Raw genomic sequence first — 14683 nt, forward strand, 5'->3', positions numbered from 1 at the left:
CGACGGCCGTCGCCGCGCGATGCCACGCTTCCGGCATGGAACTGGACGGCAAGGTCTGCGTGATCACCGGGGGAGCGGGCAGCATCGGACTCGCCGCCGCGCGGTTGTTCGTCGCCGAAGGCGCGCGGGTGATGCTGGCCGATCTCGACGAAACCGCGCTGCGGTCGGCGGTCGCCGAACTCGGCGCGGATCGGGCCGGGTGGCAGGTCGCCGACGCGGCCGACGAGGAGCAGATCGCGGCGTGCTTCGACGCGGCACGGAACCGCTGGGGCGGGGTCGACGTGGTGCTCGCCAACGCCGGGATCACCGGCACGATCGCCCCGGTGACCGAATACCCGGCCGACGAGTTCGACCGCGTGTACCGGGTGCACGTGCGCGGTGCGTTCCTCACCTGCAAGCACGGGCTGCGGACGATGCACGACGGTGGCAGCGTGATCATCGTGTCCAGCGTCGCCGGGCTGCGCGGCGATCCGGGGGTTTCTGCCTACATCACCGCGAAACACGCGCAGATCGGGTTGATGCGGTCGGTGGCCAAGGAGGCGGCGGAACGCGGGATCCGGGTCAACACCCTGCACCCCGGGCCGGTGGACAACGGATTCCAGCACGGTTTGGAAGACCGCCTCGGCAAGGTGCTCGGCACCGACGCGACCGCCTTCTTCGACCGGCAGATCCCGCTCGGACGGCATGCGGCGCCGACCGAGATCGCCCGCTCGCTGCTCTACCTCGCCTCGGCGCAGAGCAGTTTCACCACCGGCAGCACGCTCGTCGTGGACGGCGGTATGAGCGGCTGAACGCGAGCCGTACCCGAAACCAACTGACGAGTAGTTCCGTGTGCGATGATCGCTTGATGGACGACATACCACGCCGGGCCGGGCGGCGTACGGCCATGCTCGCGAGCGTGCCGCTGGGCATGGCCGGACGGGCGGTCGGTGGCTGGGCGCGGCGCATGGCCGGCGGCACGGCCGAGGAGATCAACGCCGAACTGGCCGCCCGCGCCGCCGAGCAGATCTTCGAGGTGCTCGGCCAGCTCAAGGGCGGGGCGATGAAACTCGGGCAGGCGCTGAGCGTCTTCGAGGCCGCGGTGCCCGACGAGCTGGCCGCGCCCTACCGCGAGGCGCTGACCAAACTGCAGGCCGAGGCGCCGCCGATGCCGGCCGACGCGGTGCACGCGGTGCTCACCGAACAGCTCGGCGCGTCCTGGCGGAAGCGGTTCGCCGAATTCGACGACACCCCGGCCGCCGCGGCCAGCATCGGGCAGGTGCACCGCGCGATCTGGCACGACGGCCGCGAGGTGGCGGTCAAGGTGCAGTACCCGGGGGCGAAGGAGGCGTTGCTGGCCGATTTGCGCCAGTTGCGCCGTTTCAGCCGGATCGTCCAGCCGCTGATGCCCGCGGTGGCGGTCAAACCGCTGGTGGCCGAGCTGACCGACCGGATGATCGAGGAACTCGACTACCGCGCCGAGGCCGACCACCAGCGCGCCTTCGCGGCGGGTTTCCGGGACGATCCGCACGTCTTCGTGCCCCGCGTCCTGGCCAGCGCGCCGAAGGTGCTGGTGATGGAGTGGGTGATCGGCACGCCGCTGGCCAAGGTCATCGCGTCCGGGGACCAGCGGACCCGCGACCGGTTCGCCTGGCTGTTCGCCGATTTCCACTATTCCTCCGCGGACCGGGTCGAGCGGCTGCACGTGGATCCGCATCCGGGCAACTACCTGCTGCTCGGCGACGGCCGCCTCGGCGTGCTCGATTTCGGCGCGGTCGGCCGGATGCCCGGCGGGGTGCCGTGGACGCTCGGCCGCATCCTCCGGCTGGCGGTGGACGGGCGGCCCGGCGAACTGCTCGACCTGTTGCGCGAGGAGAACTTCGTCCAGCCGGGGATCGACGTGCGGGCCGAGGACGTGCTCCGCTACCTCGCGCCGCTGGTCACCCCGATCCAGGAGGAGACGTTCCACTTCACGCGGGACTGGTTACGGGCGCAGGCCGAGCGGATGGGCGACATCCGGCGGCCCGAGTTCACCATCAGCCGATCGATCAACCTGCCGCCGCAGCACCTGATGCTGCTGCGCGCCACCGGGAGTTCGGCGGCGATCCTGTGCCAGCTCGAAGCGGAGGTCGCCATGCGGGGAATCTTCCAGGAGCGGCTCAACGGATTCCGGGAATAGCGGCGCCGTGGTTGGCTGGGTAGGCGACCACACCTGGAGGCATCCGTGCAGGATCTGCTCACCACGGCGGAACTGACCCCCGCCGGCTTCGCCGATCTGATGGAATTGACCGCCCGCTTCGCCGAGGATCCCGTGCGCGATCCGGATCTGCTGCGAAACCGCTTGGTGGGCCTGCATTTCACCAATCCGTCGACCCGGACGCGGGTGTCCACCGAAGCCGCGGTGGTGCGGCTGGGCGGAACCACCACCACGCTGTCGCCGAACGATCTGCAACTCGGCCGCGGGGAAACCATCGAGGACACCGCCCGGGTGCTTTCCGGCTACCTGGCCGCTCTGGTCATCCGCACCTCCTCGGATACGGAACTCGCGCGCTTCGCGGCCGCGGCCACGATTCCGGTGATCAACGCGTGCACCGACGGCCACCACCCGCTGCAGAGCCTGACCGATCTGTTCACGCTGCGGCAGTTGTTCCCGGATCCGCGCGGCCGCCGGATCGCCTACGTCGGCGCGGGCACCAATGTGGCCGTCAGCCTGGCGCAGGCCGCCGCACTGTCCGAAGTGGACATCGCACTGGCGACACCGGAGGCGTACCCGCCGGACGCGGACGGCATCCGGGCCGCCGAGCGGATCGCCGCGTCCCAGGGCACCGCGGTCGTGCGGACCGGTGATCCGGCCGAGGCGGTCCGCGGAGCCAGTGCGGTGTACACCGACGTGTGGCTGTCCATGGGCGACCCGCCGGAGGAGGCCGCGGCCCGGAGAGCCGCGCTGACGCCGTACCGGGTGGACGACGCGCTGCTGGGGCTGGCGTTGCCGGAAGCGGTCTTCCTGCACTGCCTTCCGGCACACCGCGGCGAGGAGGTGACCGCCGAGGTGATCGACGGTCCGCGGTCGGTGGTGTTCCGGCAGGCCGCCAACCGGCAGCCGGTCGCCCAGGCGGTGCTGCACCACCTGCTGTCGGCGTGACCGCGGACGGCGATCGGTTCGGGTTCGGGTTCAGCGTTGTGGTTCGCGCAGGACACCGGAGATGACCGTGGTCACCATCTTGCGCACCGCGCCGGGTTCCGGCGGGGTGCCCTTCCGGTCGGCGAACAGCAGGTGCCCGGCCCCGATCAGGGTGGGCGCGAGCGCGTCGATGTCGGCGTCCGCCGCGATGCGGCCCAGTTCGCGCTCCGCGGTGAGGTAGGAGCCGATCATGGTCGCGGCTTCCGCCAGGAGCGGCACGCCGACCGGCCAGGTCTCGCGCAGCCGGGCGCGCAACTCGTCGCGGAAGGTGACCAGGGCGACGATCGCGACCGCGACCGAGCCGAACAGGGTGGTGAGCCCGTCCGCGAGATTGCCGGTGACGGTGCCGGTTCCGGCGGACGCGTGCAGGGCGACGGCCTGCAGGTCGATCCGGTTGACGCGGTCGTACACGAGTTCGGCGAGGAAGGCGTCGAAGTCCGCGAAGTGCCGGTGCAGCACACCCTTGGCGCAGCCCGCCTCGGTGGTGACCGCGCGGCTGGTCAGCGCGCTCGGCCCGTCCCGCAGGAGGACCCGCTCGGCGGCGTCGAAGAGCTGTTCGCGCACATCGCGGATGGCCACCCCGGTTGCCACCACGCCTCACCCCTTCCGTACCCGTTGTCGAGTGGGCAGATGCCCACTATGGTGGGCAAGTGCCCACGCTACCTCAGGAACATCCTTCCGAACGCGAGCTTCATCAACAACGCCAGGTCGCGGAATCCTTCGGCACGGACGCCGAACGCTACGACCGCGCCCGGCCCCGCTATCCCGACGCGCTGGTGGACCGGATCGTCGCCACCAGCCCCGGGCGCGACTTCCTCGACGTCGGCTGCGGCACCGGTATCGAAGCCCGGCAGTTCCAGGCGGCCGGTTGCACGGTGCTGGGCGTCGAACCCGACGCGCGGATGGCCGATTTCGCGCGGCGCAGCGGGATCCAGGTCGACGTGGCGACCTTCGAAACCTGGGAACCCGGCGGCCGGACGTTCGACGCGGTCGTCTCCGGGCAGGCCTGGCACTGGGTGGACCCGGTCGCGGGCGCGGCCAAGGCGGCGCGGGTGCTGCGACCCGGCGGTTCGCTGACCTCGTTCTGGCACGTGTACGAGCCCCCGGCCGAGGTGCGGGACGCCTTCTTCGCGGTCTACCAGCGCGTGGTGCCCGATTCGCCGTTCAAGATCCAGTGGAACAAACAGGGCATGGACGAGTACCGGGCAATGCTCACCAGGGCCGCCGACGGTATGCACCAGGCGGGCGGGTTCGGCGAGCCGGAACGGTGGCGATTCGAGTGGGAGCGGTCCTACACCCGGGAGGAGTGGCTGGACCTGCTGCCCACGACCGGCGGCCTCACCCGGCTCCCGGCGGACAAGCTGGCCGAGGTGCTGGCGGCCGTCGGAGCCGCGATCGACGAGATCGGGGGTGGCTTCACGATGCGGTTCACCACGGTGGCCGTCACCGCGGCGCGAACCGGCGCCAGCTGATCCGGCGGCGCGTTCCCGGACAACACGGCGGGGCGGACGACATTCGCACGTCGTCCGCCCCGTACCGGGTGCCGATTACGCCGACGGCTTCTTGATCACCTCGATCAGGCTCGTCCAGCTGTCCTTGCCGTGACCGGCGGCGATCGCGCGGTCGTACTGCGCGCGCACCGCTTCGGGCAGGCCCTGGTCGATGCCCGCGTCGCGGCTGGCGCCGACGATGTGGTCCGCGGTCGCGCCCATCATGATCGCGGTCGCCAGTTCGCCGGGGTGGCGGCCCGCGTCGATCGCCTCCGCGGCTTCGGACAGGTACGACCCCAACTCGTCGAAGTTCGACGCCGCCCAGGGCAGGAACTCCTTCGCCGACACCCCGGCCGAACCCACCAGCGCGGTGGCGTGCAGGTAGGCCGACAGGGAGGTCAGGAAGATGTCCAGCTGCGCCTGGTAGAACAGCTGCGCGAGGCCGTGGTCCTCGCCCACGTAGTCCGGCCGCCCGATCAGGGCCAGCGTGTCGCGGTGCTGGTCGAACGCCGCGCGCGGCCCGCTGTAGAACACGTAGGCGCCTTCCTGGCCCACCAGCGGGGCCGGGACCATGACGCCTCCGGTGAGGAAGGTCGCGCCGCGTTCGGCGGCCCACGCGGCGGCCTCGCGGGTCTTCGCCGGGGTGTCCGAGCTGAGGTTGACCAGCACGCGGCCGGACAGTTCGTCCTCGGCCTGGCCGAGGATGTCGTACATCGCCTGGTAGTCGGTCAGGCTGAGCAGCACCAGCCCGCTCGCGGCGACCGCTTCGGCCGGACTGGTCGCCCGGACCGCGCCCTGCGCGACGACCCCGTCCGCCCGGCTCGCCGTGCGGTTCCACACGGTCACCGGGTGGTCGTTGCCGAGCAGGACCGTGACCATCGCCTGCCCCATCGGGCCCAGACCGATCAGGGTCACCGGTGACTTCTTCGCACCCATGGTTCTTCGTTCCTCGCTACTCGATGATCCTCGCGGCGCGGATTTCGCGCCGTCGTGGTCCACTCTGGTGACCGGCGCGCACGGTTCGCTGCGGGTTCGCGCACGACGGGCTGTCGGTGTCCCTGGTTAGGGTGTGTCCGTGCGTTTCGGTGTGCTCGGTCCGCTCGTGGTGTGGACGGCGGACGGGAGCCCGGTGCGGGTCCCCGAGGCGAAGGTGCGCGCCCTGCTCGCCGATCTGCTGGTGCACGAGGGTCGGCCGGTCTCGGCGGATCGGCTGGCCGCCGACCTGTGGGGCGAGCGGCTGCCCGGCAATCCGGCGAACACCCTGCAGACCAAGGTGTCCCAGTTGCGCCGCGCGTTCGAGGCCGCCGAACCGGGCGGGCGGGAACTGGTGACCCGCGAGGCGGCGGGGTACGCGCTGCGGATCGAGGCGGACGCGGTGGACGCGGACCGGTTCCGCGCGCTGACCACCCGGGCGCGGCAGACCGCGGACCCGGCGGCCCGATCGGCGCTGCTGGCCGACGCGCTCGCGTTGTGGCGGGGCCCGGCGTTCGCGGATTTCGCCGACGACCCGTTCGCGGCCGCCGCCATCCAGCGGCTGGCGGAGGAACATCTCGCCGCGCAGGAGGAATGGGCCCAGGCGCGGCTCGAGCTCGGCGAGCACGCGGCGCTCGCCGGGGAACTGGGCGAACTGGTCGCCCGGCATCCGTTGCGGGAGCGGCTGCGGGCGGTGTACGTGCGGGCGCTCTACCGGTCCGGACGGCAGAGCGAGGCCCTGGCCAGCCTCGGCGAACTCCGCGCGCGACTGTCCGCCGAGCTGGGCCTGGATCCCGGGCCGGAGCTGACCGCGTTGCAGCAGGCGATCCTCGTCCAGGACCCGGCGCTGGACGCCACCGCCGAACCGCGTTCCGCGCGGAACCGGCACAACCTGCCCGCGCCGCTGACCGAACTCGTCGGCCGCGCCGAAGGCGTCCGCGAGGTCCGCGCCCGGCTGGCGGCGAATCGGCTGGTCACCCTGTCCGGACCGGGCGGGGTGGGGAAGACCAGGCTGGCCGTGGAATCCGCACGGCAACTCCTCGAGGCGTACCCGGACGGGGTGTGGCTGGTCGAACTCGCCGGGGTCGGCAAATCCGGCGCGGCCGACCTCGCCCGGGCACTCGCGCAGACCGTGCTGGCGGTCCTGGACATCCGCGAGGACACGGCCCCCGGACCGTTGCCACCGGGTACGCCGGTCGACCCCGGTGACCGGCTGACCAGTTCCTTGCGCGGCAAGCGGATGCTGCTCGTCCTGGACAACTGCGAGCACGTGGTCACCGCCGTCGCCGAACTCGCCGACCGGTTGCTGAGCGGCGTCGAGGGGCTGCGGATCCTGGCCACCAGCCAGGAGGCGCTCGGCCTGCCCGGCGAGGCGTTGTTCCCGGTGCCACCGCTCGATCTGCCCGCGCGCGCCGCGGAAGCCGATCCGGACGCCGTGCGCGAGGCGGGGGCGGTGCGCCTGTTCGCGGCCCGCGCCGCCGCGGCGGCGCCGGGGTTCCGGGTGGACCGGGACAACGCGGCGGCGGTCGCCGCGATCTGCCGCCGCCTCGATGGCATCCCGCTGGCGCTCGAACTCGCCGCCACCCGGGTGCGCGCGCTCGGCGTGCCGGAGTTGCTGTCCAGATTGGACGATCGGTTCGCGTTGCTGGGATCCGGGCGCCGGGGCGTTCCGGCGCGGCAGCAGACCTTGCGCGCCATGATCGACTGGAGCTGGGAACTGCTGACCGGGGCGGAACGCGCGGTGCTGCGCCGGCTCGCGGTCCACCTCGACGGGTGCACGCTCGACGCGGCGGAGTCGGTGTGCGCGGGGGAGGGGGTGGACCGGTCGGCGGTGCTCGACCTGCTGGCCCGCCTGGTGGATCGTTCGCTGGTGGTGATGACCGCGGACCGGGCGACCGGCGAACCGCGGTACCGGCTGCTCGAATCCGTCGCCGCGTACTGCCTGGAGCGGATGGCCGAGGCCGGCGAGGAAAACGCGGTGCGGGAACGGCACGCGGAGTACTACGTCGCCCTCGCCGAACGGGCGGATCCCCTGCTGCGCGGGCACGAGCAGCGGCGCTGGCTGCTGCGGCTGGACGCCGAGGCCCCGAACCTGCGGGCGGCGCTGGAGTTCGCGCTGCGGCGCCCCGCGGCGGGAACCGCGCTGCGGCTGGTCAACGGCCTGCTGTGGTACTGGTTCCTGCGCGGCCGGTTGAGCGAGGCCGACTGCGCGCTGGCGGACGCGCTGGCGGTACCGGGCGACGCGCCGCCCGACGCCCGGGCGAAGGCCGCGAGCTGGCGGTCCGCGTTCGCCCTGCTGGGCAAGGACACCGCGGATCGGAATCGCGACGGATGGCGGGAGATCGGCGATCCGGGGGAGCGCGCCCGGGCGCGCTGGTTCCTCAACTACGCCCTGGCCACGCTCGGCGATCTGGCCGCGCTGCGCGCCGCGGTGGATGCGGAACTCGCCGAGTTCGCCGCGCTGGGCGACCGCTGGGGCGTGGCCGCCGCGCTCGCCGATCGGGCGAACCAGGCGGTGATCCGCGGCGAGTTCGCGGCCGGTGCCCGGGACGCGCGGCGCAGCGACGAGATGTTCGCCGAACTGGGTGACCGGTGGGGCCGGGTGCAGGTGTCGTTCATCCTCGGCACGCTCGCCGAGGTCACCGGCGACTACTCCGCGGCCGAACGCCGGCACACCGAAGGGCTGGGCATGGCCGAGGAACTGGGGTTGTGGCCGGAGGTTTCCTACCAGCTGTCCTGGCTCGGCCGGGTGGCCCTGCTCACCCGGGACTTCGACCGCGCCCGGGAACTGCACGAGCGTGCGGCGAAGCTGGCGGCCGAACAGGGTTTCGCCCCCGGCGAGATGTACGCGGAGACCGGCCTCGCGCTGGGCGCGCGCCGCGAGGGACGGTTCGATCTCGCGGAGAAGCACCTGCGGACCGTGCTCCGGTGGAATCGCCAGGTCGAGTTCGAACCGGGCAACACGCTGATCCTCGCCGAACTCGGTTTCCTCGCCGAACAGCGCGGTGACGCCGAGTCCGCGCGGAAACTCCAGCTCGACGGATTCGAGATCGCCCGCCGGATCGGCGATCCCCGGGCGATCGCGCTGGCGCTGGAAGGGCTGGCCGGGGCCACCGCGTTGGCCGGTGCGCACGGAAACGCGGCGCGGCTGCTGGGCGCCGCGGCCGCGTCCCGTGCCTCGGTCGGCGCTCCGCTCCCGGAAGCCGAACGCGGTGACGTCGCCAGGATCGAGGCGGTCCTGCGGAAAGCCTTGGGGGTGGCGGATTTCGCCGCCGAATTCGAGCAGGGGGAGCGGCTCACCCCGGAGGAAGCCCGGGCCCTGGTCGGCCCGTGAGGCCCGGGCTCAGGCTCGCCGCTTCTTCACGATCTCCAAGGCGCCGATGAACGCGATCGCCACGACGATCACCACGATCGGCAGCACGTAACCCATCGAACCCGAGTGGGTGCCGAAGAGCCAGCGGAAGAGCCCGCCGTGCTGACCGTCCACCATCCAGCGCACCAGCGGGATCGCGCCCACGGTGATGCCGATCAGCGCGAACACCCCCTGCGCGCCGTCGATCGTCCGGTTCTTGCCGTCCTGCGCCACTAGCTACTCCGTCCCTAGGTAGCCGTACGATCGTATCCTCCGCCGGGGATCAGTTCTCGCGGCAGGTGGTGTCCGTGCCCGGCAGGGTGCCGTCGCGGAAGTAGGTGTTCACCGCGTTCTCCACGCACCGGTTCGGATAGTGCGCGAACACGGCGTGCACCCGGACGTCCTGGAGGGTCACCAGGCGCGAACCGGTCATGGCGCGGTGCAGTGCGACGCCTTCGGAGTAGGCCGTGCGGGTGTCCCCGGTGGCCTGGACGATGAGCGCGGGAACGTCGTTGCGCACCACCGTCTTCTCCTCCCGGGGCGGTGCCCAGAAGGCGCAGCCCGTGATGTTGTTCGCGAACGGGCCGAACACCGGCTGGGCCGCCCGGCTGCGCTGGATGTTGCGCCAGTACCACTCCGGATCCCGCGGCACCGCGGCGTCACCGCAGATGACCGCCGCCTGCCCCGACAGCTGCGGTTGCCCGCGGTAGATCATGCGCAACCCCGCCTCGAGGTCGGGGCCGGGTTGGACCGGTTTGCCCGCCGCGGCGTCGGCGAGCTGCCGCACGGTGGCGGCGAGCCGGGCCTTGTTGCGCGGATCGTCCAGGGAGGCGAACAGCAGCATCGGGGCGAAGTGCTCGTCGAGGCGGTAGTCCGCGATCTGGAGCGGCGACTTCGCGGCCTGCCGGATCACCCCTTCGACCAGCGCCCGGACCTGCGCCCCGCTCGTTCCGAGGTGGTACTCGGCGTCGCGCCGCGCGGTCCACTCCGCCCAGTCGTCCAGGGCTTCCTCGTTGGGGCGGCCCATGTTCCGGATCGAACCGGTCATGTACCCGGCCGGGTCGACCGCGCTGTCCAGGACGAACCGGTCGGTGCGCCGGGGGAACAGCTGGGTGAACACCGACCCCAGATAGGTGCCGTAGGACCAGCCGAAATAGGAGATCCGCCGTTCACCGAGCGCGCCGCGGATGACGTCCATGTCCCGCGCGGTGTTGCGGGTGGAGATGTGGGGGAGGACCTCGCCGTGCCGGGCCGCGCACCGCCGGGCCAGGTCGGCCTGCACCCCGGCGGTCCGGTCGAACGCCGGGCGGTCCAGACCCGGTGACATCAGCATGGTGCCGATCGGCCAGCCGCAGTCGATCGGCGCGCTGCGGCCGATTCCCCGGGGATCCATGCCGATCAGGTCGTACCGGGACGCCACCTCGGGGGTCATCGTCGACCGGACGTCCACCATCATGTCGAGCCCGGGGCCACCCGGCCCGCCCGGGTTGGACAGCATGATCCCGCGCCGGTGGGCGGTGTCGGTGGCCCGCAGCCGGGAGATGGCCACGGTGATGGTGCGCCCCCGCGGCCGGGTGTAGTCCAGCGGCACATTGACCTCGGTGCATTGGGCACCGGCCTGGTCGAGTTTCGCGTCCCCGCAAGCTTTCCAGTCCAGCCGCTGGTGGTAGAAGCGGTCCAGGCCGCCGCGGTCCGCCGGTTCCGCGGTGGCCAGGCCGGTTCCGGCCAGCAGCCCGGCGCCGGTCGCCAGGGCGGCGAGTGCGGTCGTCGTTCTTCGCATTTCCTGCTCCCTTTTTGTCTACTGTGGACAGAGGGCCGTGTCCACGGCCCGCATCACGTCGGTGTCGCCCTGTTCGGTGGTGGGCAGCTGGTTGACCGCGACGTTCACCGCGCGCCCGTCGGCGGTGACCCCGCCCCGGGTGCGGAAACCGTCGATGCTGCCGCCGTGCCCCCAGAACCGGCCCCCGCAGGACAGCGGGATGTCGATCAGGCCGAGGCCGTAGCGCGCGCCCGCGATGGGCACGTCGGCGGGCACGGTCCGTTTCATTTCCGCCAGTTGGGCCGCGGGCAGCAGCCGACCGGCGAGCAACGCGGTGAAGAACCGGTTCAGCTCGGCCCCGCTGGCGACCATCGCGCCCGCCGCGCCCGCCCAGGACGGGTCCATCAGCGTGAAATCGACGCGGCGGCCGTCGATTTCGGCGTAGCCGCGAGGATGCGGGCCGCGAATGCCGAGTTCCCGGGGATGGGGGTAGTAGGTCGCCCGCAGCCCCAGCGGCCGGATGACGCGCCGGGTGATCTCCGCGCCGACGGGGTTGCCGGTCAGCTTCTCGATCAGCATTCCGGCGAGCTGGTAGTTGGTGTTGGAGTACTCCCACTTCGCGCCGGGTTCGAAATGCGGCGGGTGGGCCAGCGCGAGCCGCACCAGTTCCGCCGGTTCGAAGTGCCGCCAGCGCCACGCCTCCGGATCCGGATGCAGCACCGCCACGTAGTCGTGCAGGCCGCTGGTGTGCTGCAGCAACTGCCGGACCGAGATCCGGCTGCCGTCGTTGCCGTTGCCCCGGACCACCCCGGGCAGGTAACGCTCGATGGGCGCGTCCAGGTCGACCCGGCGCTCGGCGACCAGCTGCAGGACGACCGTCGCGACGAACGGCTTGGTATTGCTGCCGATCCGCACCCGGGACTCCGGCGGGAACGGCCGCCCGGTGCGCAGATCACCCACCCCGCTGGTGATTTCCCAGCTGCGCCCCCGCCAGGTGAGCACGGCTTGCGCGCCGGGCAGCCCGTCCGCTTCGACGATCCGGTCCAGCGCCCGCTGAACGTCCCGCCGGTCCGCGTGGTCGGCCGCGGCGGCCGGGACCGGTCCGGCGAGTGCCACGACGAGCACCGCCCCGATCGCCGCCCGCGGCATTGTCCTCATTCGCAACGGATTCCCTCCCTGTGTGCCGGCGGTCCACCGAGTGGCCGCCGGTGTTTTCGACGTTAGAAGTCCGGACGTGCCCGCACCACGGCCCGAACACCACGACCAAGCATCGCGCTGGCTACCCCGGCCGCGGTGGAGCTGGCTACACCCACCTCGCGGTGCCCGGCAGCACGTTCCGGAAACCGGTATTGCCTCGGCGCGTTCGCGGCTATAAGGTCATTTCCGTGACTGCCGGGTCGGCCATGGGCCAAGAGCGAGAGAGTCACCCGGCCACGGCGTGAGCGCCGGGCGGGTGCGAGGCCCGCCTTTCTTGTATCCGCGTGTTCCACGTGATGATTCCTGTGTTCGGCGGTGTCGACCGCCGCCGCTTTCGCGAGCCATTTCCGCGCCGGTACGGCCGTTGAGTCGTCGTTCCGGCCGTTCTTCCGGCGCGCCATTCCCATTTTTCCGCACCACCGTCGAATTCGTCGTGTGGTGATTTCATCCTGCACGTTAACCGTTCGCGGGCTTTACGATCTTGGAGGAGTAAACAAAGAATGCCCATCGATTTCAACCAGCAGATCATTGACGAGTTCCGCGCCAACGCCGGGCGGGTCGGCGGCCCGTTCGAGGGAGGCCGGCTGCTCCTGTTGACCACCACCGGCGCGCGGTCCGGCGCCGAGCACACGACCCCGCTCGGCTTCCTGCCCGACGGAGGAGAACAGGTCCTGGTCATCGCTTCGGCCGGTGGGGGGCCGAAGAATCCGGACTGGTTCCACAACCTGGTGGCCCATCCCCGCGTCAAGGTCGAGGACGGTGTCTTCACGTACGAGGCGGAAGCCGTCGTCCTGGCGGGCGCCGAACGTGACCGCGCCTTTGCCCGCGCGGCCGAGGCCGATCCCGGGTGGGCCGACTACCAGGCCAAGACCACGCGCGTCATTCCGGTGGTCGCCCTGAAGCAGGTCGCGGGCGGGCCGCCGAACGCTTCCTCGTTCGGCGCGGCCCTCAAACTGGTGCACGACGCGTTCCGGCGGGAACTCGCCCTGATCCGCAAGGAGATCGTGGAATCCGGACCCGGCCTGGGCGCCCAGCTCCGGGTGAACTGCCTGACCTTGTGCCAGGGCCTGCACAACCACCACACCGGTGAGGACACCGGCCTCTTCCCGTTCCTCGCCGACCGGTTCCCCGAACTCGGCCCCGTTCTGGACCGGCTGCGCCGGGAACACGAGAAGATCGCGGACCTGCTCGCCGAACTGCAGCGGGTCATCTCCGCCGAACGCGGCGACCCCCTGGAAGTGCTGCCCGAGTTCGAGCGGCTCACCGAGGAATTGGAAGGCCACCTGACCTACGAGGAGGAACAGCTGATCCCCCTCCTCGACGCGCCCGGCTGAGCGATGGGGTCGCGCGGTGGTCCGAACCTTGATCGACAGTGGCGTAGGCTGTGCCCTCATATCGAACACACGTCGGACCGTCACGGCGATCCTGCTGGCCCTGGTGGCCGTCGCGACGGCCACCACCGCACCGAGCGCGGCCGCCGCCCCGGCTTCCGCGTACTGCCCGCAGCTCCGGCTGGCCGATCACTGGTACGGCGGCAACGCCGCGAAGATCCAGCGGGTCATCGACGAGCGCGGGCGCTGCGGCAAGCCGCGGGGGCCGCGTCCGGTCGCGGTGTTCGACTGGGACAACACGGTCATCAAGAACGACATCTCCGATCAGACCGTCTTCTGGATGCTCCGCCACGACAAGGTCCTGCAGCCCAAGGACGCGGATTGGCGCAACACCAGCCGCTACCTGACCGAGGCGGGCGCCGACGCGCTGCGGAAGGCGTGCGGTACCACGACGCCACCCGGCCGGCCGCTGTCCACGAGCACGAACACCGCCTGCGCCGACGAGATCCTGTCCGTCCGCAAGGACGGCAAGACCACCGGCGGCGCCGAGGTCTTCGACGGCACGCACAACCACCGCCAGATGCAGGCCGGTTATGCGTGGGTCGCCCAGATCAACGCGGGTTACCGGCCATCGGAGGTCCGCGCGATCGCCCGCCGGGCACGTGCCGAGGCCTTGAGCGCCCCGATCGGCGCGACCCAGCGCGTCGGCTCCCACACCGAGGTCGCGTGGATCCGCTACTACCCGGAGATCAAGGACCTCATCGCCACCCTGAACCGGGCCGGGTTCGAAACCTGGGTCGTGTCCGCGTCCCCGAAGGAGACCGCGGACGTGTGGAGCGCGGGCGTCGGCATTCCGCCGAGCCGGACCATCGGCATCGGCTCGCTGACCACGAACGGCCGGATCAACGGTCACCTGGAAGGCTGCGGCGGCATCCCCGACGGCGCGGACGCGATCATGCCCTACATCGACGGCAAGCGGTGCTTCATCAACAAGACCATCCTCGGCATCGACGGCAAAGCGCAACTCGATCCGGCACCGGAACCCCGGCGCCAGGCCCTGGCCGGCGGCGACGCGACCACCGACGTCACGATGCTCTCCGACGCAACGGGCGTGCGGATCGCGTTGAACCGCAACAAGGACGAACTGATGTGCCGCGCCTACGACAACGCCGACGGCAAATGGGCGATCAACCCGATGTTCATCGAACCGCTGCCCGCGCTGGCCCGCGCCTACCCGTGCTCGACCACCGGATACGAGAACCCGGACGGCTCCACCGCCCCGGTCCGCCGGGCCGACGGTTCGACAATCCCCGACCAGCGGGACACCATCCACGGCTGACTGGCAGCTTTGCACGCGCCGACGTCTATGTGCGGGGTTCGTGGAGTGGTTCGGGTTGGCTGGTGTATGTGCTGCCGGTGGGT

General features: G+C 71.5%; 12 protein-coding genes. 7 read left to right on the plus strand and 5 right to left on the minus strand.

Annotated elements, in window-relative coordinates; all coding sequences use genetic code 11:
• The first annotated feature begins 35 nt into the window (after window positions 1-35).
• Genes FXO23_RS41060 through argF form a run of 3 tightly spaced genes read left to right on the plus strand, consistent with a single transcriptional unit; the run spans window position 36 to window position 3121 of the window.
• Window positions 36-791, plus strand: coding sequence for an SDR family NAD(P)-dependent oxidoreductase (locus FXO23_RS41060; RefSeq protein ID WP_158892632.1), 756 nt, complete (start codon window positions 36-38; stop codon window positions 789-791).
• Window positions 792-847: 56 nt separating this feature from the next.
• Window positions 848-2158 carry an ABC1 kinase family protein gene (locus FXO23_RS41065; protein ID WP_158892634.1) on the plus strand — a complete coding sequence of 437 codons (1311 nt, stop codon included), beginning with the start codon at window positions 848-850 and terminating at the stop codon, window positions 2156-2158.
• Window positions 2159-2203: 45 nt separating this feature from the next.
• Window positions 2204-3121, plus strand: a complete 918-nt coding sequence (argF, locus tag FXO23_RS41070) for an ornithine carbamoyltransferase (RefSeq protein ID WP_158892635.1) — start codon at window positions 2204-2206, stop codon at window positions 3119-3121.
• Window positions 3122-3151: 30 nt separating this feature from the next.
• Here argF and FXO23_RS41075 read toward each other — a convergent pair whose 3' ends face one another.
• Window positions 3152-3751 carry a TetR/AcrR family transcriptional regulator gene (locus FXO23_RS41075; protein ID WP_158892657.1) on the minus strand — a complete coding sequence of 200 codons (600 nt, stop codon included), beginning with the start codon at window positions 3749-3751 and terminating at the stop codon, window positions 3152-3154.
• Between the two features lie 59 nt (window positions 3752-3810).
• Here FXO23_RS41075 and FXO23_RS41080 point away from each other — a divergent pair, with 59 nt between their 5' ends.
• Window positions 3811-4632, plus strand: a complete 822-nt coding sequence (locus tag FXO23_RS41080) for a class I SAM-dependent methyltransferase (protein WP_158892637.1) — start codon at window positions 3811-3813, stop codon at window positions 4630-4632.
• A 75-nt stretch (window positions 4633-4707) separates the two neighbouring features.
• Here FXO23_RS41080 and FXO23_RS41085 read toward each other — a convergent pair whose 3' ends face one another.
• Window positions 4708-5586, minus strand: a complete 879-nt coding sequence (locus tag FXO23_RS41085; protein ID WP_158892639.1) for an NAD(P)-dependent oxidoreductase — start codon at window positions 5584-5586, stop codon at window positions 4708-4710.
• A gap of 139 nt (window positions 5587-5725) precedes the next feature.
• Between FXO23_RS41085 and FXO23_RS41090 the strand changes: the two genes are divergently transcribed.
• On the plus strand, window positions 5726-8956 hold the full coding sequence (locus FXO23_RS41090; protein WP_158892641.1) for an AfsR/SARP family transcriptional regulator: 3231 nt from the start codon (window positions 5726-5728) through the stop codon (window positions 8954-8956).
• A gap of 9 nt (window positions 8957-8965) precedes the next feature.
• Here FXO23_RS41090 and FXO23_RS41095 read toward each other — a convergent pair whose 3' ends face one another.
• From FXO23_RS41095 to FXO23_RS41105, 3 genes are read right to left on the minus strand one after another with little or no spacing between them, the layout of a single operon-like run.
• On the minus strand, window positions 8966-9208 hold the full coding sequence (locus FXO23_RS41095; protein ID WP_158892643.1) for a hypothetical protein: 243 nt from the start codon (window positions 9206-9208) through the stop codon (window positions 8966-8968).
• Window positions 9209-9257: 49 nt separating this feature from the next.
• Window positions 9258-10754, minus strand: coding sequence for an alpha/beta hydrolase (locus FXO23_RS41100; protein ID WP_158892645.1), 1497 nt, complete (start codon window positions 10752-10754; stop codon window positions 9258-9260).
• Between the two features lie 18 nt (window positions 10755-10772).
• Window positions 10773-11891, minus strand: a complete 1119-nt coding sequence (locus tag FXO23_RS41105; RefSeq protein ID WP_158892647.1) for a serine hydrolase domain-containing protein — start codon at window positions 11889-11891, stop codon at window positions 10773-10775.
• Window positions 11892-12430: 539 nt separating this feature from the next.
• On the opposite strand from FXO23_RS41105, the gene FXO23_RS41110 reads away from it, so the two are divergent.
• Together FXO23_RS41110 and FXO23_RS41115 are read left to right on the plus strand one after the other, a co-directional pair.
• The gene (locus FXO23_RS41110; protein WP_158892649.1) at window positions 12431-13264 is read left to right on the plus strand and encodes a nitroreductase/quinone reductase family protein; all 834 of its coding nucleotides are present in this window, start codon (window positions 12431-12433) and stop codon (window positions 13262-13264) included.
• Window positions 13265-13367: 103 nt separating this feature from the next.
• A complete protein-coding gene (locus tag FXO23_RS41115; protein ID WP_246258329.1) occupies window positions 13368-14600 on the plus strand; it encodes an HAD family hydrolase in 1233 nt (410 codons plus the stop codon).
• The last annotated feature ends 83 nt before the right edge of the window (window positions 14601-14683 follow it).

Origin of the sequence: Amycolatopsis anabasis, from assembly GCF_009765355.1 — a bacterium.
Taxonomy (GTDB): domain Bacteria; phylum Actinomycetota; class Actinomycetes; order Mycobacteriales; family Pseudonocardiaceae; genus Amycolatopsis; species Amycolatopsis anabasis.